Annotated in this window: 20 protein-coding genes and 1 pseudogene; 4 read left to right on the plus strand and 17 right to left on the minus strand. The window is 52.4% G+C overall.

Features of this window, described 5'->3' with window-relative positions; translation table 11 throughout:
- The first annotated feature begins 4 nt into the window (after positions 1-4).
- Complete coding sequence (gene trhA, locus AV656_RS02875; RefSeq protein ID WP_063178609.1) at positions 5-634, plus strand: PAQR family membrane homeostasis protein TrhA; 630 nt, start codon at positions 5-7, stop codon at positions 632-634.
- An 80-nt stretch (positions 635-714) separates the two neighbouring features.
- Here trhA and AV656_RS02880 read toward each other — a convergent pair whose 3' ends face one another.
- From AV656_RS02880 to AV656_RS02915, 8 genes are all read right to left on the minus strand, one after another.
- Positions 715-1,203, minus strand: coding sequence for a dihydrofolate reductase (locus AV656_RS02880; protein WP_063178611.1), 489 nt, complete (start codon positions 1,201-1,203; stop codon positions 715-717).
- A 22-nt stretch (positions 1,204-1,225) separates the two neighbouring features.
- A complete protein-coding gene (locus AV656_RS02885) occupies positions 1,226-2,170 on the minus strand; it encodes a thymidylate synthase (protein WP_063178613.1) in 945 nt (314 codons plus the stop codon).
- Positions 2,171-2,304: 134 nt separating this feature from the next.
- Positions 2,305-2,889: a YpjP family protein gene (locus AV656_RS02890; protein ID WP_063178615.1), complete on the minus strand. Its 585-nt coding sequence runs from the start codon at positions 2,887-2,889 to the stop codon at positions 2,305-2,307.
- 273 nt (positions 2,890-3,162) lie between these two features.
- Positions 3,163-3,429: a hypothetical protein gene (locus tag AV656_RS02895; RefSeq protein WP_063178618.1), complete on the minus strand. Its 267-nt coding sequence runs from the start codon at positions 3,427-3,429 to the stop codon at positions 3,163-3,165.
- A gap of 164 nt (positions 3,430-3,593) precedes the next feature.
- Positions 3,594-4,379 (minus strand): class I SAM-dependent methyltransferase, encoded by a 786-nt coding sequence (locus AV656_RS02900; RefSeq protein WP_063178620.1) that lies wholly within the window; start codon positions 4,377-4,379, stop codon positions 3,594-3,596.
- Positions 4,376-4,810: a BrxA/BrxB family bacilliredoxin gene (locus tag AV656_RS02905; protein ID WP_063178622.1), complete on the minus strand. Its 435-nt coding sequence runs from the start codon at positions 4,808-4,810 to the stop codon at positions 4,376-4,378. The genes AV656_RS02900 and AV656_RS02905 overlap by 4 nt, the downstream gene beginning before the upstream one ends.
- Positions 4,811-4,813: 3 nt before the next feature.
- The gene (locus AV656_RS02910; protein WP_063178624.1) at positions 4,814-5,947 is read right to left on the minus strand and encodes a conserved virulence factor C family protein; all 1,134 of its coding nucleotides are present in this window, start codon (positions 5,945-5,947) and stop codon (positions 4,814-4,816) included.
- Positions 5,948-5,969: 22 nt separating this feature from the next.
- Positions 5,970-7,859 carry an ABC-F family ATP-binding cassette domain-containing protein gene (locus AV656_RS02915; RefSeq protein WP_063178626.1) on the minus strand — a complete coding sequence of 630 codons (1,890 nt, stop codon included), beginning with the start codon at positions 7,857-7,859 and terminating at the stop codon, positions 5,970-5,972.
- 177 nt (positions 7,860-8,036) lie between these two features.
- On the opposite strand from AV656_RS02915, the gene AV656_RS02920 reads away from it, so the two are divergent.
- Positions 8,037-9,308, plus strand: a complete 1,272-nt coding sequence (locus tag AV656_RS02920) for an MFS transporter (RefSeq protein ID WP_063178628.1) — start codon at positions 8,037-8,039, stop codon at positions 9,306-9,308.
- Between the two features lie 337 nt (positions 9,309-9,645).
- Positions 9,646-10,203, plus strand: coding sequence for a cysteine hydrolase family protein (locus AV656_RS02925; protein WP_063178630.1), 558 nt, complete (start codon positions 9,646-9,648; stop codon positions 10,201-10,203).
- Between the two features lie 315 nt (positions 10,204-10,518).
- On the opposite strand, the gene AV656_RS02930 is transcribed toward AV656_RS02925, so the two are convergent.
- Positions 10,519-11,817: a serine hydrolase domain-containing protein gene (locus AV656_RS02930; RefSeq protein ID WP_063178632.1), complete on the minus strand. Its 1,299-nt coding sequence runs from the start codon at positions 11,815-11,817 to the stop codon at positions 10,519-10,521.
- Positions 11,818-11,979: 162 nt separating this feature from the next.
- On the opposite strand from AV656_RS02930, the gene AV656_RS02935 reads away from it, so the two are divergent.
- On the plus strand, positions 11,980-12,426 hold the full coding sequence (locus AV656_RS02935; protein WP_063178634.1) for a GNAT family N-acetyltransferase: 447 nt from the start codon (positions 11,980-11,982) through the stop codon (positions 12,424-12,426).
- A 56-nt stretch (positions 12,427-12,482) separates the two neighbouring features.
- On the opposite strand, the gene AV656_RS02940 is transcribed toward AV656_RS02935, so the two are convergent.
- The 8 genes and pseudogenes from AV656_RS02940 to adh all read right to left on the minus strand — a co-directional run bounded on the left by AV656_RS02940 (position 12,483) and on the right by adh (position 22,527).
- Positions 12,483-15,566 carry an AAA family ATPase gene (locus AV656_RS02940; RefSeq protein ID WP_063178636.1) on the minus strand — a complete coding sequence of 1,028 codons (3,084 nt, stop codon included), beginning with the start codon at positions 15,564-15,566 and terminating at the stop codon, positions 12,483-12,485.
- The gene (locus tag AV656_RS02945) at positions 15,563-16,735 is read right to left on the minus strand and encodes an exonuclease SbcCD subunit D (protein ID WP_063178638.1); all 1,173 of its coding nucleotides are present in this window, start codon (positions 16,733-16,735) and stop codon (positions 15,563-15,565) included. Before AV656_RS02945 ends, AV656_RS02940 begins: the two co-directional genes overlap by 4 nt.
- Before the next feature lie 86 nt (positions 16,736-16,821).
- Complete coding sequence (locus tag AV656_RS02950; RefSeq protein ID WP_063178640.1) at positions 16,822-17,280, minus strand: OsmC family protein; 459 nt, start codon at positions 17,278-17,280, stop codon at positions 16,822-16,824.
- 718 nt (positions 17,281-17,998) lie between these two features.
- Positions 17,999-18,202, minus strand: a pseudogene (locus AV656_RS02960) (DUF779 domain-containing protein); the annotation flags it as partial.
- A 194-nt stretch (positions 18,203-18,396) separates the two neighbouring features.
- Positions 18,397-18,795: a hypothetical protein gene (locus AV656_RS02965; protein ID WP_063178645.1), complete on the minus strand. Its 399-nt coding sequence runs from the start codon at positions 18,793-18,795 to the stop codon at positions 18,397-18,399.
- A gap of 267 nt (positions 18,796-19,062) precedes the next feature.
- Entirely contained in the window at positions 19,063-19,791 is a 729-nt protein-coding gene (locus tag AV656_RS02970) for a hypothetical protein (protein ID WP_063178647.1), read from the minus strand.
- Positions 19,792-20,604: 813 nt separating this feature from the next.
- Complete coding sequence (locus tag AV656_RS02975; RefSeq protein WP_063178649.1) at positions 20,605-20,961, minus strand: DUF779 domain-containing protein; 357 nt, start codon at positions 20,959-20,961, stop codon at positions 20,605-20,607.
- Between the two features lie 24 nt (positions 20,962-20,985).
- A complete protein-coding gene (gene adh, locus AV656_RS02980; RefSeq protein WP_063178651.1) occupies positions 20,986-22,527 on the minus strand; it encodes an aldehyde dehydrogenase in 1,542 nt (513 codons plus the stop codon).
- Positions 22,528-22,696 lie beyond the last annotated feature (169 nt).

The following is a 22,696-nucleotide window of genomic DNA, read 5'->3' on the forward strand; positions in this document are numbered from 1 at the left end:
GCAAATGGCCTTCGACTACAAGAACAAAAAGGAAGAAATGTGGAACGCCATCACGCACGGATTCGGTTTCGTACTGAGCATTCCGGCGCTCATCTTCCTCATCCTGAAGGGCAGCGAGCATGGCTCTGCTCTCCACATCACTGCCTACACCATTTTTGGCGTCTCCATGCTCGTGCTGTACCTCATGTCGACATTGCTTCATAGTATGCCTGCAAAATATAAGCGATTCTTCTCCATACTCGACCATTCGTCCATTTATGTGCTGATTGCCGGAACCTATACCCCGCTCGTCCTGACGTCACTTGGCGGGACGCTCGGATGGACGCTGTTTGGAATCGTCTGGGGGCTTGCCGTCCTCGGAATCATGTTCAAGGTATTCTTCATCCACCGGTATGAAGCCGTATCCGTCATCTTCTACATTGCGATGGGCTGGCTGATCATCTTTGCGATCCGACCCCTCCATGCAGTCATCGGAAACGCAGGAATCGCGCTTCTCGTCATCGGAGGCTTGTTCTATACCGTCGGCGCCATCTTTTATGCCTGGCGCCGGATTCCGTACAACCATGCCATCTGGCACCTGTTTGTCATCGGTGGCAGCGCCGCAATGTATTTCTCCATACTGCTCTACGCCTGAAACGGCAGCCGGATTACCGGCTGCTTTTTATTTTGACGTGTTTTGCGCCGTACCGACGGCACCATCCTCCGGACTATAACTTAAAGCGTCTGCTTTTTTTCATAAATACGGTAGTCATACGGAACGCCTTCATCGGATTCATGTTCCTCGGACTTGGAGATAAGCACCCAACTGTCCCTGTATTCCGGGAAATACGTATCCCCTTCGAATGCCTGCTTCACAAGCGTGACATATAGCCGGTCTACCCGGTCCATCATCTCATTGAAAATACCTGCTCCCCCGATGACCATCACTTCGGACGCGTATTCTTCTGCTCGGCTGACCGCCTTTTCGACAGTGTTTACGACAACCGCGCCCTCTGCCACATAGTCAGGGTTGCGGGTGACGACAATATTCAGGCGCCCGGGGAGCGGACGGCCGATTGATTCGAACGTCTTGCGTCCCATGACCATCGCCTTGCCCATCGTCTGTTTTTTGAAGTAGGCCAGATCACCCGGCAGATGCCAGGGAAGCTGATTGTCTTTTCCGATTACGAGGTTCGGATCGTGTGCCACAATATAGGAAATCATCATTTTTCCTCCTTCGATTGAATCAGACCGCAATCGGCGCTTTGATTTTCGGATGCGGGTCGTATCCTTCCACACGGATATCCGAAGTTTCCAGCTCAAAGATGGATTTGTCATCGGAATCGATGAAGAGAGTCGGCAGTTTCCGCGGATCGCGGGAAAGCTGCTCGTTCACCTGGTCGTAGTGGTTGGAGTAGATGTGCGCATCACCAAGCGTATGGATAAACTCTCCCGGCTCCAGTCCTGTTTCCCGTGCGATCAGATGGGTCAGGAGTGCGTAGGAAGCAATGTTGAACGGCACCCCGAGGAAGACATCCGCACTGCGCTGGTATAGCTGGCACGAGAGCTTGCCGTCCGCAACGTAGAACTGGAACAGCGTGTGGCATGGCGGCAGCGCCATGTCCTCCACCTCGGCCGGATTCCAAGCGCTCACGATATGGCGCCGGGAATCGGGGTTGTTCCGGATGGACTCGATGACGTTCTTGAGCTGGTCGATCGTTCCGCCCCGGCCGTCCGGCCAGGAGCGCCATTGCCGGCCATAGACCGGCCCCAGGTCTCCATATGCCTCCGCGAAACGCTCATCTGACAGGATCTTTTCACGGAACTTGTCCATTTCCTGATCGAGAACTTCCTTAAATTGAGGATCCTTGGCTGCTCTCCGTCCAAAGTCCGTCATGTCAGAACCGCTGTATTCGTCACTTCTCACGTATTTTTCAAATGCCCATTCATCCCAGATCCGGTTCCGTTCCATAATAAGAGTCCGGATATTCGTGTCTCCCTTGATGAACCAGAGCAATTCCGAGACGATCAGGCGAAACGCTGTTTTTTTCGTTGTCATGAGCGGGAATCCTTCACTCAGGTCAAACCGCATCTGGTGACCGAAAATGCTTCGTGTTCCGGTACCCGTCCGGTCGCCCTTTTCCGTTCCGTTTTCCATGATTGTTCTGCAAAGCTGCAGGTATTGTTCCATCGATTCAACCTCCAAATGCGGGCATCCGGCGAGCTTGCTGCCGGATTTCGTATGTATATCATCCCTTATTGTACGTGAGAATGTGGCTAGAATAAAGAAAAGACCCGACTGGGAATCGGGTCCCAATCAGATCTTCATGAAAGCCATTTAGGGGGTGTGTTCTTGGACCAGAAGATGTCGCCGAGCACAATATGGCGGCTGTATCCGTCTTCTGCGGTGTGATAGTGGAAGTTGAAGTAATAACCGTCAAGCGGACGCTTGTCCGTCCGGACGTGGAAACGGATCAGGTCCCGGCCGCTTTCTGTGTCGAAAATGTGAAAGATTTTTTCCGAGTATCCTCCTGCGGGATGTTCGCTGATGGAGAGCGAGCGGAACGCATCATCATCAATCGACGAAAGCGTCATCTCAATCGCTTCTTCGATTTTCGGGAGGATGACCTGGTCGAACTCATCCGAGATGGCAGGTCCGATCTTTGATCCGAATTTCTCGTAAGACTGGTCACGCGCTGCAGCTTTCGCCAACTCCGAAAATGGCGCTTCATCCGCTTCTGTGATCGTTGTCGGCAGTTCGGCTGCAACGGCGGTTCCGGTACTGCCCGCTATCTCCTTCTGGCCACGTTCATCGAGCAGCTGATCCCAGATTTCATGGCTCGGTGTGATAAAGCCGAATGTAACGAGCGCCACGGCAGCCATCAAAGACTTCTGAATCCACTTCTTCATGGTCATCCCCCTGTTTTATCTAATAACCGGCAGCTATTAGCAGCTGTTATGTATAGTGGTTTCCTTCTCGCTGTTTTCATTGTACAATAGACGAGGACTGAATATAAATAGTTCCCAAGCTCCAAAGGAGGTACAATGATGGACGCAAGCATCTGGATCGGAATCGGCTTCCTCGGGCTTCTTGCCTATCTGAGCTACTTCAACTTCACTCACTGATCAGCAATCAACCACCACCCCCTTATCAGGGGAAACGAAACTCCCGGAACCTATTGTTCAGGGAGTTTCTTCTTGTTTCTCGGGAGAATCTGCTTTCTGCCCCATCAGCCGGTTATAGGCGCTTTCCTCTTCCGCCATCGCCGCGGTGAGAATCTTCTGGGTGGCAGAAAGATATGCGGCTGCGGCTGCGGCATTGCCTGACTCCGCCTCCTTGATTCCCTTCGGTATCTGTTCCAGGAGCAAGGTCATTTTTGCCTTCAGCCGTTCCCTGGCATCGTCAAACTGGTTGGAGCGTATCAGTTCTTGTTCCAGGCGATCACTCATACTTGCTATCTCCTTCGGGGAGCAGACGCCGGCCAACATGGCACCGGCAACTCTCCAAATATTGAATACTCTAATTATACAAGAACCCGCTGTTCAATTTACACTTATTAAAATTTTTTCACAAAAGCACCCGTACGGATCATCCGTACGGGTGCTTTTGCCTATCATTCAATCTCGATATAGCCGTAATGGAATTTTGTATTTGCACGGTCAATCCTCGTAAATCCGTACCGGCTGAAAAGTTCCGAGCGAAAATGGGCTTTCAGGACAACACGCCTTCGGGCGACCCGGACGGCCTCCCGGAAGAGCCGGTCATCCGGCAGATCATGGACGCCGGCGGAACGGAGCGGTGCGAAGGCGGCAGATTCCTCAATCGCCTCTTCGAACATCGGGTCAAGGTAAACGATCTCGTAGCTATCTGCCGCACAACTTTCAAGAAAATCGGCAGCACGTGCATTCCGGACATCAATCCGGCGCATGGCGACCAGTACTTCTTCCGGCGAGTCACTGTAGGTTGCCAGCCCATGACCGACAATATAGGTGACCATCGGATCGGCCTCACAGGCCGTAACCTTTCCGGAGGGGCCTATGACAAATGATGCGACGGTGCTGTCGGAGGCAAGGCCCATCGTACAGTCGAGGAAAGCATCCCCTGGTCCCAGGTCGCACACCTCAACCATGGCATCATTGCCGCCCCGCTGCAGCCGTTTAATCCGGATGGCGGCAAGGCCCGGATGGAAGAACAGCGGCTTCACTTCCGGGTCGGTGTGGTACTCGTACCGTTCCTTGCCCGCCACGACCACCGGCCTGCCGAATTCTGTCATCAGCTTGCGGACCGACCGTTTCCTCCGGGGCACAAAGTCTGTGCCGAGTTCCCCGGCGACCTGCTCCGCGAGACGGACGCTTTCCTCATCCGGATGCTGGCCGGTGGTCACGATGGGCTGGTTCACTTCACCATCTGCCGGAGAACACCGGAAACATGTGATTGGACCTGTTCCAGGTCATGGTCTTCAATCTGTTCACGCGGAATGAAGTATTTCAGCTCGGATCCCTCAAGTACGGCAATTGAAGGCGAGCTCGGAGGCACTTCCTCGAAATAGCCGCGCATTTTCTCTGTTGCTTCCCGGTCCTGGCCGGCGAACACCGTGACGAGGTTGTCCGGTTTCTTATCCAGTTCCTCCAGGGCTCCGGTCACTGCAGGGCGCGCAAGTCCTGCCGCGCAGCCGCAGACGGAGTTGATGACGACGAGTGATGTTCCTTCTGCCGACGCCATGAATGCATCCACTTCCTCAGCTGTCGTCAGTTCCTGGAACCCCTGTCCTGTCAGTTCGCGGCGCATCGGTTCTGCCACCTGCTTCATGTATGCTTCATATGCTTCCATTGTTCATTCCCCTTTCGCTTTTGTTCTCATCTCGGTCATCTGCTTCCACATCGACCCTTTTGCTTCCTCTCCGCCGGCAATCCGGGCAGCGGCCATCTTCGCCTGGAGCTTGACCTCGAATTCCGGATCGTCTTCCAGTTCCTGAAGGGCAGGCAGCGCTTTTTCAGTACCGGTTTCATACAGATACATGGCACCCCGCCAGCGGACAATCTTGCTTTTATCCTTGAGCGTTCGGATCGCGAGGTCCTCGAACTCAGAAAAACCGAGGTCGCTCATCGCATCGGCTGCCGTGCGGCGGACCGGTGCACTCTTATCCTCCATCGCCTTTTCGATATATGGAACAACAGCCGGATCCTCGATCATGCCTAGATAGACCACGGCCAGCCGGCGGATCGACATCTTCTCGTCCTTCAGTGCCTCCATCAGAAGCGGGACGTCGGTCATGTCCGGGTCAGGCAGCTGGTCGAGAAGCCGGAATCGCTCTTCCCAGCTTCCGGCCGCCCGGTATTCCTCCAGCGTTACCCTTCGGCGGCCAAGGACGGGCGCTTCTTTCGTCTCGCTGCCTGCCTCCTTGATGGCATCCAGCCGTTCCTGAGGGTAGGCGGCTTCAATTTCCTTGACGACCTCTTCACCGATCTCTTTCTTGTCGCCATACCGGATGCCGTAATCCGCCCATTTTCGCTGAAGGATGTAGTTCTCATCATCACCTTCCATGAGCGCACTCATGACATCAACAAACCGCTGGCCAAGCCCGAAGCGTTCCTCTACCTGGTCATCGAACACCTTCACCTGGATTGGGACTCCTTTATACTGCTGGACGTGGATGTATACCTCACCAAAGTGTTCGTCCGCTTCAGTTGCTCCGGTGCCGGCTTCCTGCTCTTCACCGAACACCTCGCGGACGCCTGCCAGGATCGGTTCCCAGTCATACTTGCCGCTCCGCTCAATCGCGAGGAAGTCCATGACCTGATAGATGCCCTTCACGCCTTCGATTTCGAAAATCTGACGGATAAATTCCGGGGCTTCTTCCAAGTTATCCGGTTTATAGTTGAATGCCTTGCCGAACGGCAGTTCCCTGTCGATGACCACTTTCATCGAGTTCGGACTCGGCGTCGGTTCGATTGTGATTATTTTCATGTTCCCATGCCTCCTGTGTCAATCATGCTTGGGCGATTTCTTCGAGATAGCTCCAGCGCTCGATGAGGACCTCATACTGCTGATTCAGCTCATCAAGCCGGGCGGAGATTTCACTCACTTTCCCGTAGTCCGCACCCGCATCAGCGAGCGCCTCTTCCGCTTCCATGATCGCCTGCTCGGCCGCCTCGATCTTGCTGCCGATCTCTTCCCATTCCTTTTTCTCACCGAGAGTCATCTTCTTTTTCTTCGGCTTATCCGGTTGCTGTACCGGCTTCTCCTCACCTGCAGGCTGGGTGGCTGCTTCTTTATCCAGCTTTGCTGACTTCTCCAGGTAGTCAGTATAAAGACCGAGTTCCTGCGTGACATCCCCCGACCCATCCAGAATCCAGAGTTTGCGGGAGGTCCGATCAAGGAAGAAACGGTCATGTGAGATCGTCACGACTACCCCAGGGAATGAGTCGATGAACGTTTCAAGCACCGACAGTGTCTCCAGGTCCAGATCATTGGTCGGCTCATCCAGAAGCAAAACGTTCGGCTGCTCGATCAGGAGCCGAAGCAGATACAGCCGCTTCCGTTCGCCGCCGGACAGCTTGCCGATCAGCGTCCCGTGGACACTGGAGGGGAAAAGGAACTGCTCGAGCATCTGCACGGCGGAATAACGCGTGCCGTCCTGCCTTCGGATATCGTTCGAGGCCTCCGTGACATAGGAGATGATCCGCTGATTTGGATCCATCTCGGGCAGATGCTGGGTGAAGTGTGCAATCTTCACCGTCTCACCCCGGTCCAATACGCCGCTGTCCGGCTCAATGGAACCGGCCAGCAGATTCATGAGCGTAGACTTGCCCGCTCCGTTGGGTCCGATTACAGCGACGCGGTCTCCGCCCTGGAGAAGGAACGAGAAGTCTTTGATGATATCCCTGCCGCCATACCCTTTTGTAATCCGCTCCCCCTCGAGCACTTTCTTGCCGAGGCGGGATGCAGCAAGCGACAGGTCAAGCGGATCCGGGCCGTCCTCTTTCTTCACTTTCTCGGACAGTTCCTCAAACCTGCCGATCCGTGCCTTCTGCTTGGTCGAACGGGCCTTTGCACCCCTTCGGATCCATTTCAGCTCGTTCCGGTAGCGGTTCTTGTTTTTCTCGAGGGTTGCCTCATTCTGCTCGATCCGGAGCGCCTTCGCCTCAAGGAAGTCCGAGTAGGTCCCCCGGTGGCTGTATAGCGTCCGGTCGGCAAGCTCGTAGACTTTGGTCGCGACCGAATCCAGAAAGTAGCGGTCGTGCGTGATGAACAGCATTGCGCCGCCGGTCTGCTTGAGGTAATCCTGCAGCCACTCGATCGACGTAACGTCCAGATGGTTGGTCGGTTCGTCAAGAAGCAGGAGACCTGCCGGCTCGAGCAGCACCCTGGCTAGTGCCACGCGTTTTCGCTGTCCTCCGGAAAGGCTTCCCATTCTTGCTTCATAATCGGAGATTCCCAGTTTCGAGAGAATGGTTTTTGCGCGTGCGTTCAGGTCCCAGCCTCCATCCGCGTCCATCCGGTTCTGCAGCTTCGCAAACCGGTCCTGGACCGCGGTGTTTTCCGGATCGTTCCCGAGCGCGCGAAGCACTTCCTCGTACTCCCGGTTCAGCCGGATCAGTGGGGAGTCCCCTCCAAACACGGTCTGAAGCACGGTGAGCTCGGGGTCCGGACGCGGATCCTGCGGCAAATGGGCGATCCGGTAGTCATTCGGATGATCGAACGATGCCGAGTCCGCATCAAGCTCTCCTGCGATAATCGACAGAAGCGTCGACTTGCCGGTACCGTTGATGCCGATCAGGCCGATCCGGTCCCCTTCGTTGATGGTAAAGCTGATATCGTTGAACAGTGTCTTGTCCCCGACGGTCTTCGTCAGGCCCGACACGATGAGATGCCCCATGTTACCCACTTCCTATCCGGTGTATAGACAATTCCATCATACTAAAAATAGAGGTCCGGAACCAATCCTGCTGTTTCCCTCCCTATTTACAGGAAAAATTTTCAGAAACTTAACCTTTCCCGGAAGCCATATTGATACAATGGTAGCAAGTGACGATATTTTCGAGGGGGGAACGACTTGAAATTCCGGCTGACAAAAGAAGAGAAAAGCTGGGCGTTCTACGACTGGGCCAACTCCGCCTATTCCATCATCATCACCACTGCCGTCTTCCCGCTGTTCTATAAGGCCGCAGCGACCAATGCGGGAGTAAGCGCAACCGACTCGACCGCTTACCTTGGCTACACCATCTCCATCTTTACGTTCATTCTGGCCATGTTGGCCCCCATACTCGGAACGATTGCGGATTACCGCGGCATGAAGAAAAAGTTCTTTACCGGCTTCTTCATCCTGGGTACCGGTGCGACAGCCGCACTCGCTTTCATCCCTGCGGACAACTGGCTGATGCTGCTCGTCGTCTACACATTTGCCGCACTCGGCTCGACAGGGGCGAATGTGTTCTATGACTCGTTCCTTACCGACGTGTCCACCTCGGAACGCATGAACCGTGTCTCGGCATTTGGTTACGGAATCGGATATATCGGGAGCACGATTCCTTTCATCATCTCGATTGCGATCATCCTGCTGTCTCAGTCCGGTGTCATTCCGCTTTCCGTGACTAATGCAAGCCGGGCGGCATTTCTGATCACCGCCGCATGGTGGCTCTTCTTCTCGGTGCCGATGTTCCGGCATGTGCATCAGATCCACTTTATTGAACCCGAGCCGAAACCGGTCGCGCAGGCATTCAAACGCCTCGGCAACACGTTCCGGGAAATCAGGAAATACCGCGGCCTGTTTTTGTTCCTGCTTGCCTACTTCTTCTACATCGACGGTGTCGGCACGATCATCTCCATGTCGACCGCGTACGGCACGGACCTTGGCATCGATGCCAACAGCCTGCTGATTATCCTGTTCGTGACCCAGGTGATCGCCGCTCCGTTTGCGATCCTCTACGGCCGGCTTGCCGACCGGTTCGGCACGAAGCAGATCCTGTATGTCGGCATCGCCGTCTACACCTTCGTCTGCATCTATGCCTACTCGATGGACTCCGTCGCCGACTTCTGGGTGCTCGCCATGCTCGTCGGCACCTCACAGGGCGGCATCCAGGCGCTCAGCCGCTCCTACTTCGGACGGCTGGTCCCGAAAGAGAACTCCAACGAATTCTTCGGCTTCTACAACATCTTCGGGAAGTTCGCCTCGATCATGGGCCCTCTCCTTGTCGGTGTCACGGCCCAGATGACAGGCAACACGAACGCCGGCGTCTTTAGCCTCGTCGTGCTGTTCATCATTGGCGGCATCATCCTGTACTTCGTCCCGGACCCATCCCGCTATGAGCCGGTACCGGAGAACTGAATAGGTAAACGGACGATCCGGAGCGTAAGCTGTTCGGATCGTCTTTTTTATTTGGAGGGAGCGGGGGTGCTTTTGCGTCGGCAAACTATCAATTGGCGTCGGCAACATCTCGTTTCGCGTCGGCAACTCAAAGGTTCGCGACTGCAACATCAGAGTTCGCGTCCACATCTCCTGTTTTCACGTCGGCATCTCCCCCAGCTATCCTCAAGCATTTTATCAGCGTCAAGAATCATCATTTCAATTCCATAAAGATGATGTTAATATCTAAATATTAGGAATTAATAATAAAAAATCCTTGGGGACAGGGGAATCTTATATTCGAAAGGGGGAAAATCATTTGAATCAAACATTATTAATTATTGACGCACAACAAGAGTTAATCGAAGGAAATCAAGAAGAAAGTGCTGTTTATAATAAAGAGCAACTGATCAGGAATATTAACTTAGTCATTGAAAAAGCAAAAAAATCGAATGTTCCCATTGTCTTTGTAAGAGATTTAGATGTGGCTGAAGGGAAAGGGAAAGGATTTCAAGTTCACGAAGAAATAAATGTGCCAGCAGATTCGAGGATTTTTGATAAAACTGCAACGAATTCTTTCCATGGAACAGGGTTACTGAATCACCTGCAATCTCAAGATATTGAGCATGTGGTCATCATGGGGTGCCAAACACAGTATTGTATTGACAGTGCAGTCAGATCGGCAACTATAAGCGGTTTGGATACCACCTTAGTAGGTGACGGACATTCAACTACAGACAGTGGCGATTTAAGTGCAGAACAAATCATCAAGCATCATAACGAAACGCTTCACGGTCATTACAATGTTGAGCACTTTTCTGTAGTCAGAAATGCAACGGAGGACCTGTTTCAGCCAATTCATGATTCATATAGGTGAATTAAAAAAAGAGCCTTCATCCGGTTGATGTGGATGAAGGCTTTTGTTCGCTTTAATGAGAATGTAGGAAAGATGTCATTGTGCTTCAAGAATCCAACCGGTCTTTCCAATACACACGCAGCCCTGTAAATGCCATGGCAACTTCCCCATGACTCCTCGCATCGAACTGGAGCACCTAGGCTTTGGATCGTCCTTACTAATTGGTTTAGGGGGCGGGGCCTTTTGCGTCGGCAACACTGAAATTCGCGTCGGCAACTCGGGATTTCGCGCCTTCAGCGCCTTATTTCGAGACCGCAACCCACCATTTCGCGTCGTTCACTCTTTATTTCCGGCTTCTTTCCAATACACCCGCAGCCCTGTGAATGCCATGGCATCTTCCCCATGGCTCTCTACTTCGAACCTGACAAGCTTACCGGTACGAGCATTTTGGAATTGTGCAGGTGCCACCGGCCGCAGATGGTCTGTGCGCCCGTCGGTCAGCATCACCAGTCCTCTGTCATTCGCATCGATCCGGAAGCCGTCCGGATCTTCGTCGTTTCGGTAATGTCCGGTGAATGTCTTTAGTTCATCCGATGATACTGGAATCTCGGGAAGAGGAGCCATCGACTCCTCAGGAGAACGACCAAGCGCTGTATAGATGGCGCCCTTCATCAGCGTTTCCGCCGGCACACCCGTCCGGTTCGTGAGGACGGCAACGGTGATTCCCTTTTCGGGAAGGAAGCCAAATGAGGAAGAGACACCCGGCTGGCCTCCTCCGTGGTGGACGAGGTCGGCGCCTCCAAAGTCAGGCGTAACCATCAGGCCATGGCCGTAGAATGTGTTTTCATCGACCATGGCAACACGTTCTTGCATCCCCGCTGTATCGACATTTCCGATCACAGATTCACGGAATGCACGGTCCGTATACAATCTTCCGTAGACGAGCAAATCATTCACCGTCGAGCGGATACCGCCGCCGACTGCATAATTGCCGAGTGACGGCCAATTCACCGGTAGAAGTTTCTCCGTGTATTGAACAGCGGTGTTCGAATGCACTCCCTGCCCGGGTGGCGTGAAAGTGGTTCTCTTCATACCGGCAGGCTGGACAATGCGTTCCATGATGAATTCCCGGTAATTTATGCCTGACACCTGTTCAATGATTGCGCCAAGCAGCAGGAATGCATCATTTGAATAGCTGATCCGCTCGCCAGGTTCACCGATCGGTTTCAGGTCCAGATTTTCCAGATACCTGATATGTACAACAAAGCCCTCTATTTCTTCACGCCGCCTCACCGGCGGCATGCCGGTTGTATGTGAGAGGAGATGCCGTATCTCAGCAGCTCTGATAATGGGTACCGATTCTGCTTCCGGCAGATACTGGACTGCCTGGTCCGTAAGCGAGAGCTTTCCTTCCGCGGCCAGGATATGTATAGCGAGCGCCGTGAACGACTTGGTCACGGATGCCGTTCCGAAAACCGTATCGGGCGTTATGTTTGCTTCTCCTCCTGCTTCAATCGTCCCAAAGCCGCTCACAAAAAGGTGCTCCCCGTTCCGCGCAGCACCTATCGCCATTCCCGGGATTTCTTCCACAACCCGTATTTTCTCTGCAAACTGTTCAAATGCCTTCCAATCCATGCCTACTCCCCCTTCCCCACTCTTATTCGACTGATGCATTCGGTGTCCTTCCCTAAAGAAAAATGATAGTAGAAAGTTGTTTATTTCCAATTAATGAAACTTACAACTCGCTCAGCACGTATCAATAAACAGTCATAACTACGTTTGAAGGGTGATATTGCTTTGCTAGAGTTAAGAAAAGTTAATAGTGAAAATTACGAAGAATGTTTAAACATGCATACAACTGATACCAATTTGGACTTTGTAGATTCTGTAGCGTGGTCATTAGCCGAAGCATGGGTATTTTATGATGATTCACGCCCTTTTGCAATTTATGCCGATAATGTAATGGTGGGTTTTGTTTCAATGTATATTGGTGAAAATAACCCCCAAATCATAAATTTTATGATAGATAACCGTTTTCAAAAAAGAGGCTATGGATCAGCAGCGGCTAAACTTTGTATTAAATATTTGTGTGAAGAATTTAATGCAAGAAGAATCTCCTTACCGGTTAATCCAGAAAATAGAACCGCACAAAGATTTTGGAGCAACATAGGCTTTAAAATAACAGACGATATGGAGGATGGTTATCTTTATATGCGGTTGTACATACCAGAAAAATATGTCTGAGCATAGCCAAACAAAAAAGAAGCCTTCATCCGCACAGTGCAGATGAAGGCTCCTCTTCACTTCAATACAAATTCGGTCGAGCTGTGGCCCGCCTTGGATTTGGTGACTTTGAGGACCGCGGGCATAGCGGACTTGAGTTCCTCGACATGGGAGATCACACCGACGACCCTGCCGTTCCGCTGCAGTCCGACAAGCGCTTCGATCGCCTTCTGCAACGACTCCGGATCGAGTGATCCGAACCCTTCGTCGATGAACATTGTGTCGACACGGATGTTCCCGCCAAAGCCTTGGATGACATCCGCCATTCCAAGGGCGAGGGATAGCGATGCATTGAACTTCTCGCCGCCGGAAAGTGTCCGGACATCCCTTGCCTGTCCTGTGTACGCATCATACACATCAATACCCAGGCCGCTCTGTCGCCCGCGGGCTTCCTGCCGGTCGCTCCGTAACAGTTCGAACTGACCATTTGATAGTTCCTTCAGCCGTTCGTTTGCAGCGAGCAGGATCCGCTCCAGGTATTCGATCTGAAAGTAACGCTCAAATGACAGCTTATCGGCGTTCTGGCCACGCACGAGGTCATGGAGGCCGGCCACCTTGCCGAGCTTTTTCTCTAGCGCTTCCGCGTCGGTTGCCGCTTCCCTCATGGAGGCAATACCTTTTTTGACCGTGTTCAATGTATTTCGGGAATGGATGAGACGTTCCTGTGCCAGGTCATATGAAATCTTTGCTTCTTCGGCAAGCTGCCTGAGCTGTTCCAGGTCCGCCCTCTCACTTCCCTCCAGAGAAGCGGCAAGTTCGCTTTCCCTCACCTTCACGGCATGGAGGTCATTCTCGAACGCACGGATGGCTTCTTCTGCCTCATCCGCCAGATGATCAGGCATGAGCGCCGCATGATAGGCTTCCGCAGAGCTGAAGGTGGAGGCGGCAAGCTTTTCCCGGAAGGCGGCTTCTGCCTCCCGGAGCTGGCTCTCCGCTTTTTCACCTTGATTGACAGCGAAAGTCAACGACTGTTCCGCCGCCTTCCGTTTGTCAGCCGCTTCTGTAGCGGCTGTTTCCAGCTTTTCCTTCATGCGTTCATGCCTTCCGATCATGTCGCGGAGCTCTGTCAGAGCCTCATCAAGTGATCGGACATCATCGTAGCCTTCCGGAATCCATCGCTCCAGGCCGCTGATTGTCGCTTCAAGGGAGGCAATCCGGCTTGCCGTGCCCGCCAGCTCCTCTGTATGCCGTGTCAGCCTGCCTGCAACTTCTTCCGCCTTTTCCCGAAGGGTTTCCTCATCCTTCCGCAGTGACGAAAGGCGGTTTCGGCGTGACTTAGCAGTGGAAATTTCACCACGCAGCCGCTCTGCTTCTTCCTTTCTGCCTGCCAGGATGTTGGCGGCACCGGCTGCTTTCAGACCGCGTCCTGCCAGACGGCCTGCAGATTGCTCCAGCTGTTCGTTCTGAAGCTTGAGGGTGCTTGCCGAGCGGATCGCAATTGACTGCGCATTAAGAAATGCCGATTCGGCCGCTTCAAGCTCCTCGGCATCCGGGCCGTCTGCTGTATCAGCCGGCGTAGGATGTTCGGTGCTGCCGCATACCGGGCAGGGTGATCCATCATGAAGATGAGCAGCAAGTGATGCCGCCTGGCTGTCCCGGAGCTGCTGTTTCAGCCCTTGCAGCACCGATTCCGCTTCATCCTTCCGGCGCTCGTCACGCTCTGCATCGTGCCCAGCTTTTCTGACAATCTCCAGGAGTCGGAGATGTTCCTCCAGAAATTCGCAGTCGCGCTCAACTGCCGTGAGCTGTTCATGGAGTTCATCTGTTCCGGCAAGGGCTTCTTCAAGGGCCGAGATTTCTTGGCGAAGGGTTTCCTGTCTTTCACGGAGCTTTGCGGCGCCCGTGCGGAGGGACTCCATCTCTTCCGACAACCTCTTTTGTCCGGTCTGTGCAATGGCCAGTTCACGCAGTGCCTGATCACGCTCATCTAGGCGCGGCCGTGCTTCCTCAAGACGCTCCGCTGCCCGTCGTTTGGCGTCGATCTGCGGTTCTTGTTCTCTGATCTGCAGCGCCCGTGAGGCGGCTTCTTTTTCTGATTCCTTTGCCGCGGAAAGCGCTAGCTCTGCCTGCTCCACAGACTTTTTCGCCTGTTTTCGTTCCCGCTCCGCATCCGACATTTTTTCTTCAGCGGGACGGATCCTCGCTGCGAGGCGTGCAAGATTGACGGCTCGGCGTTTTTCCTCCATTTCCCGGAGGCGGCTATTCAGAGCGGATAATTGCCGCTTCTTCTCTTCCCACTCTTCCAGCCGGCTGTTCAGCTCTTGAGCATTCGTCAGCCGCCGGTTGGCTTCCGTGAGACCGGCCTCCAGCTGTTCCGCTTCTTTTGTCAGCCGGTCCGTCTCGGTGAGCCGGCGCTCCTGTTCACCGAATAGCCCCTCGATCACTTTCCCTGCGTTCGGGTGTTCATCGGAAAGGCTGGCGGCCAGTTCTTCACTGAGGTCTGGCAGCGTGTCCAGCAGATGCCTGGCCTGCCAGGCAATCCGGCCTGATGCTTCCTTCCAATCCGCCTCAACGGAAGACTTCCGCTCTTTCAGGACGGCTTCCATGTCTTTGTATTTCTTCGTGCGGAAAATCTTCCGGAAGATCTTTTCTTTGTTTTCCGTATCGGAAGTGAGCAGTTTCCGGAACTCACCCTGCGGCAGCATGACGATCTGGCTGAACTGGTCGTGGCTGAATCCGATCAGCTCGGCCACCTTCGCGTTCACCTCGGTCGTCATCTGTCGGTCCGTTACCGGCTTTTCCGATTCCCCGTCGACCTTGAACAGCTCGATCCGGTCACCGGTCGCGCTTTTGTTTCCGGCCTTCACATGGGGCATGCGGCGCATGATCCGGTACGTATCTCCAGCCGATTCAAACCAGAGTTCGACTTCCGTATGTACTTGGTCGTCCGCAAAGTCGGAACGGAGGCTCCGGTCTTCACGTTCTTCACCGCTCGCCTTGCCGTACAGGGCGTAGCAGATGGCATCGAAAATCGAGGTTTTCCCGGAACCGGTCGGACCCGAGATGGCAAACAGCCCCCGGTCCCCCAGTTCCCTAAAGTCGATCGTTTCGCATTCCTTATACGGTCCGAACGCCGTCATCTTCAGCATCAGCGGCTTCATCGTTTCACCGCCTCCTTCATTGTCTCGCGCTCATCCGCCAGCAGCTCATCCAGCACGCTCCGGAAGAGCTCTTCGGTCTCCTCATCAGGCGCACTGCCGGTGATTTCCTTGTGGAATGCCCGGAACATGGCGGCATCATCCATCTCTTCCGTCCGTCTGCCCGGTATGTCCGTTCTGTCAGGACGGACAGGCATCACACGGGATACATGAAGGGCGTTCGGGAAGACGGACCGGATCCGCTCCATCGGATACAGAACAGGTGTCTCATCGAGCAGCCGGACGAACACATAGTCTTCCGAATGCGGCATCTCAAGAATCTCTGCCAGCGTCCCCTCCACCGTCCTCATGTCACGCCGGGGGTTCAGCGGACGGTGTTCGACAGATACCTGCCCCTCGCCGTCCAGTTCCACGCAAAGAAAGCCCTTGTTGTGGGTCTCCTCGGAAATCGAATACTTCAGGGGGGATCCGGAGTAGCGGACGACCGGGCTTCCGACAGAATGGGCACGATGAAGGTGGCCGAGTGCAGTGTAATGGAACTTGCCGAAGCGCCCCGCATCTACATACTCCGCCCCGCCGACAGACAGCGGGCGTTCGGATGTGCTTGTGTTCTCCTCAGGCTCCGCGCCGGGTGTCACGAAGGCATGTCCGATCATCACATGGCGGGCTGCCTGATCGAGATCCCCGCAGCGGCGTTCCAGCAGGCAACGCATCGCCTCATCATGGTTCGTAACCGTATCATCTTCATATAGCGCACGAACGACCGATGGGTCGGCAAACGGCACACAGTGGAAATGAACTTCACCATGCTCGTCTTCCAGAATGACCGGAGCGGCATCCGGTTCGAGGATACCGGTCATATGAAACCCTTTTTCCTTCATAAAGCCGCTGCCGAAATGAAGGCGGTTAGGGCTGTCATGGTTGCCCGATACCGCGATGACCGGAATTCCGAGACCGAGCACGATTTCCGAGAGGGCATCATCGAGCAGGCGTACTGCGTCGGTCGGCGGAACAGCCCGGTCGTACAGATCACCCGCAATGATGATCGCATCCGGCTGTTCCGTCCGTGCGGCTTCGGTCAGCTGCTCAAGGACATGGCGCTGATCCTCCGTCATATGCACCCCCTGGACGATCTTGCCCAGATGCCAGTCGGCCGTATGGAAGAATTTCATCTTTTTCCCACCTTTTCATCCGAGTCTTTTCTATTCATATGATTATAGACCATCTAAGGCCTGTCGCACAGGACCGGTTTTCCGGCTCAGTCAGATTCTCCGGACCGCAGGACTTCAGCCTCGAGACCAATCTCGACATTCCCTTTGATGGCCCGGCTGATCATGCAGGACGTCTCCGCCTTTTCCGTAAGGCGCCTGGCAAGGGAAAGCTTCTTCTCGTCAGTCCCCGCAGCAAGCACCAGCCTAGGTTTGTGAACAATCCTCTTATAGGTAAAGACCCCATTTGTCACGTCCACGGTCGCCTCGGAATCCATTATCAGCGACTCCTTTTCGATGCCGGAACGCTCCAGCATGGCAGCAAGCGTGATGATATAACAGGTCGCCGCCGCCCCAAGCAGCATCTCATCCGGATTCGTCCCGACTCCCGGGCCATCCATTTCCGGAGGGATGGAAATCTTCGTCTTCAGATTGCCCGATTCGATGACACCGACATCGTTCCGGAGACCCGGCCAATCCGCTTTCAATTTAAAAATATGTTCCGCCATGGAATCACCTCTCTTATTCTTCATGGTAGAACAGATGTACGTACGTTAGCAAGATTTTTCAGGTTGAACCGTATATCGCTCATTCACCTGACGAATACGCTTAAATGCAAAGCGTATTTGTTTCTGTGTGTTTCACTTACATCACCAACCCCATAAGGCGATCCTTTGTGTGATATAAAAAAAGCACCCCGAAGGATCTATGCTTGAAAAGCGCCTATATTTGGCTTGGCTCGCTACTAACCCAAAAACGCTGGTATGGTGTTCATCGGTTCATGCTTTAATCATTACTACATGACCGTTCGTTTTAATCGAAGTATCCTGTCATCCATCGAAATGTAAAAATGGCAGCTATAATAAGGGCTGATCGACCGAGACTCTTAGTAGAAATCTTTTCTTCCTTCTTTCCCTTCGCGATCAATAGACCAAAGATGAGCAATGCAACTGGAAACAAGGTAATCAGAACAATAGGTTTAAAAAAAGCAACTAAGATGGGAGGCACACCTCCATTTGTGTCCAATAAGAACACAGTTGCAATTGTCCCGAAAGCGATTGTTGCTAATATCCCCACTAGCCAATGTGCTGTTGAGTAACTGATTGTAGTCACCGCCTAGTCTTAAATCAGTTCGCAGATAGTTTCATTATATCAATTTCAAACTGTCAAGAAGAGCAATACCCAAACACGAAAACACCCGCCATCCATTAATGGCGGGTTTCACTTTTAAATATCGAGCGCTTCGGTCTCATCTTTCGTAAAGGCGCGGGAACGCGAGAGGAATCGCTTCCCCTCCACCCCTTCCGGGGAGAACATGCCGCCCCGTCCGTGGACGACGTCGATGATGACCTGGGTGTGCTTCCAGTAGTCATACTGGATTTTGTTCATGTAGAACTTGGCACCGCCGATTTCGCCGAGGAGGACATCCTGGCTTTATATCCATTATTCGTCGGAAAACGAGAACCTTCTGTCCGCCCAGTTCAGCGTCCCGCAACATTGGTGTCTGCGTAGAACTTCCGTTGCTATATGTCGACTTCACGACACCACCGTCGACCAATGCAAATCTGGAGCACCGGCAGCAGCTCAATGAGCTATACAGCCAGGGCGCAACTAACTATGGTTATTCAATGTGGTGGCGTTAAGTCCCGGTGGTGATTGTAACCTTCATACAAGCTCTGTATTTCAAGAATTTGCTGTATTAGTTTCTCCAAGTCTTCTATAGAAGGTTGCTCAATCTGTAAATAGTCTGCAATCTTCGAATATGAAACTAAATACATGTCATATGGATATACGCTCAAATCCTTTCCGGAATTTTTGGCAAGTCTCTCTCCAAGATTCGTTCGGAACTCATACTCTTTAAATGAATTGTCTAATACAAACCTCTTCATTTCTTCAGTCTGACTTAATTTTGCCATTTCGATTTCGTGATCATGATTCTGTTTGTTTGTCCAAATGGTACCCGCTAAACCCAATATAGAGCCTGAAAGTCCAATGATTAAACCAATTAGTAAATCCCAGTTCAAGACCATTTCCCCCTTCGATATTTATTGTTTCTGCAAAGGGAGAGGAAAACCTTTAAATGAAGATAACGCCCAATTAGGCGCTCCATGTGTTTACTTTATTCTCCAAGGGTTATCCCAAGTCCATGTTTCTTTTTGAGGACCCATATTGCCAACACAAGAAAATAGAATGAATACAAAAACAATATAAATGCCTTTGACATTCAAAACTCTTCTCCCTCTTCCCGCCGCAAATATAAACCTCCCTAGCGTTGACTAGAATACAAAGCATTAATTTTTATTTTCAACTTCTCTTTCTTTAATAATGACATTCACAATAGTAATTAATAAATCCATTTTCCTCTTATCTTTTGTAAACTCATGCTTTATAGATAGAAACGTAACTGTAAAAATTAATGTGACACTAGCAACTTGTATAATATTCTCAACTACTTCAATACTATTTGGTTGTTTTACCACAGAAAAATTGAATAGATTTTCAAGAATTCCTATTTGCGTTACAAAACCACTAATGCCACCAAGTATAATTACTCCTATTACTTTCTGGAAATTATTTAGTATATTATTCTTTGCATGAAATTCTAAGTAACCCTTTAGTAAGTAGTAATCGTTGATATCTTCACCAACATTCTTGATAATAGTTTTTTTAATACTGACAAGATTTTCGGTTAAACTAATATCTTTTTCTTCCTTTAGCCATCCATATATAGTGGACTTTTCCCAATCAGGATCACTTAACCAATAATAAAGATTTTTGTGCTTGTTCCCATAATCATTTTCAAGTGTCCGTTTCTCGGTTATAGCGGATACTTTACTCGCACCCCATAGACCACCAATCGCTAAATAGACAATAAGTGCCCATGCTCCAAATCCTGCAATTAATCCATTGTATTTAGCCGGTAGTATGGCGACCAGAAGTTCATAAGTCGCCAAAAATAAAACAGCATGTTTAAGAGGTTTTCTAGCTACTTGTAGAATTTCAAACAACTTATCGAGCAATTTCTTCAGAATTCCTCCCCCTCTTCCCGCCGCTTTCGCTTATCGTAACAATCTTGTATTCCCCAAACTCCGGCAGTTCACGGACCTTTGTCTCCCTGCGAAATAACCGCAACACAGTTCGCTGGTAGGTCCATTATATCAATTTCAAGCTTCTCACGACCATCAAATGTCAATTCGCCCATGTATATCCCCCCCAATCGAAAAGACGCCGTTCGAAACCCCTCCCCAGAGGTTCGATCGGGTCTCGGCTTGTCCGATAACGTCAATCCACTTTTTCGCTATAGTTCACTTCAACATGCGAGGGCTTCCCTTGCTGCCAGGTTACGGTCTGTTTGCCAAATCCGTGCGGCTGCCCTTCCACCTTTTTTTAATTTCCCGTCTTTTACAATTCAGTCGGCGATCTCGTCTTTCTACAAGTTCATGCCTTCTCCTCCCTCCTCTCGACCCGACATTTCATTCCTTCCTCTGGCCGATGATAAGAAGCGTGATGTCATACAGCGTCCTACGCATAACAAATGCAGTGCGCCTGGGTGAATCATCGTCACTCCACATCTAGAAGAAATGCTGAAGCTCTATATTCCGTGCACACCCACTGGACATTTCGGTCTTCAAATGAAAATTATTCTCACCCGGATGTTGCGTCTCGTGCTTGATAACTAACCGGTGGCTGAATACTAGGATATCCTCATGACATCCTTCTTCTTTTTGAGCATCGGACGTACTCGCCTTACGCATCCTGTTATTAAACTGACACAATATGTCCCCAATCCAAACACAAAAACACCCGCCATTCATTAATGGCGGGTGTCACTTTTAAATACCGAGCGCTTCAGTCTCATCTTTCGTAAAGGCGCGGGAGCGCGAAAGGAATCGCTTCCCCTCCACCCCTTCCAGGGAGAACATGCCGCCCCGGCCGTCGACGACATCGATGATGACCTGGGTGTGCTTCCAGTAGTCATACTGGTTTTTGTTCATGTAGAACTTGGCACCGCCGATTTCGCCGAGGAGGACATCCTGGCTGCCGATCAGCAGGTCGCCTTCGGGGTAGCACATCGGGGACGATCCGTCGCAGCAGCCTCCGGACTGGTGGAACATGACCGGTCCGTGCTTTTTCTGTAGTTTCCGGATCAGTTCGATCGCTTCAGCCGTTGCGGTGACGCGTTCGACCATTCGAGACCCTCCTTCCGGATCAGATCAGAAGAAGCCCTGTTTGTTCTCGTCGTAGCTGACGAGGAGGTTCTTCGTCTGCTGGTAGTGCGAGAGCATCATCTGGTGTGTTTCGCGGCCGATGCCGGACATTTTGTATCCGCCGAATGCCGCGTGTGCCGGATAGACGTGGTAGCAGTTCGTCCAGACACGGCCGGCCTGGATGCTTCTGCCCATCTTGTAGGCGGTGTTCGTGTCACGGGACCAGACAGCCGCACCGAGGCCGTAGAGCGTGTCGTTCGCGATTTCAAGCGCCTCTTCGGCGTCCTTGAACGTCGTGACCGCCACGACAGGTCCGAAGATCTCCTCCTGGAAGATGCGCATCTTGTTGTCGCCCTTGAAGACCGTCGGCTTGACGTAGTAGCCTTCCTCCAGGTCGCCCTCGAGCTGGTTGCGCTCTCCGCCTGTGAGGCATTCCGCGCCTTCTTCCTTGCCGATCTTCAGGTAGGAGAGGATCTTCTCCAACTGCTCGTTGGATGCCTGTGCACCCATCATGACATCCGGGTCCAGCGGGTTGCCGGTCTTGATCGCCTCGACGCGTTTGATGGCGCGCTCGATAAATTTGTCATAGATGGATTCCTGGATCAGCGCGCGTGATGGGCATGTGCACACTTCGCCCTGGTTGAGAGCGAACATGACAAACCCTTCGACCGCCTTGTCGAGGAAGGCATCGTCTTCTTCAAACACGTCTTCAAAGAAGATGTTCGGCGACTTGCCGCCCAGCTCGAGCGTGACCGGAATAAGGTTCTGGGATGCATACTGCATGATCAGGCGGCCGGTCGTCGTCTCGCCGGTGAACGCGATCTTGCTGATGCGCGGATTGGACGCAAGCGGCTTGCCTGCTTCAAGGCCAAATCCGTTGACGACGTTGATCACGCCCGCAGGAAGCAGATCTTCGATCAGCTCGACCAGCACCATGATCGACGCAGGAGTCTGCTCGGCCGGCTTCAGGACAACACAGTTTCCTGCAGCAAGTGCCGGAGCGAGCTTCCAGACTGCCATGAGGATCGGGAAGTTCCATGGAATGATCTGGCCGACCACGCCGAGCGGCTCATGGAAATGGTAGGCGACCGTATGTTCATCGATCTGGCTGATGCCGCCTTCCTGGGAGCGCAGTGCGCCCGCGAAGTAACGGAAATGATCGATGGCCAGCGGAATGTCTGCGTTCAGCGGCTCACGGATGGCCTTGCCGTTGTCCCATGTTTCCGCGACTGCCAGCTTTTCAATGTTTTCTTCCATGCGGTCCGCGATTTTCAGGAGGATCCTGGATCGTTCCTGGACTGAAGTCTTGCCCCATGCATCCTTGGCGGCATGTGCAGCATCAAGGGCCTTCTCGATGTCCTCTTCCGTGGATCGCGCCACTTTCGTGAACACCTGGCCCGTCACCGGGGTAATGTTGTCGAAGTACTCACCTTTTGCCGGCGGCACCCACTGGCCTCCGATATAGTTGTCGTACTTCTCCCGGAAGTTGACTTTCGCACCTTCCGTGTTCGGCTTCGCATAAACTCGGGACTTGATCACTTCTACCATTTGTTCATTCCTCCCATTCTTGTATGCGCTTTCTACCTGCAATTCTATATTGTCAGAAAGCACGGAACATTTCAACTTCTATCTCTTCTTTGGTGGAAATTATTTTGCCGCGCACCAAGAAATAGAACCGCAGCCTATATATACATATGTGCCGCGGTTCGGGTTATGA

Source organism: Bhargavaea cecembensis (assembly GCF_001619585.1).
In the GTDB taxonomy this organism is placed as follows: Bacteria; Bacillota; Bacilli; order Bacillales_A; family Planococcaceae; genus Bhargavaea; species Bhargavaea cecembensis_A.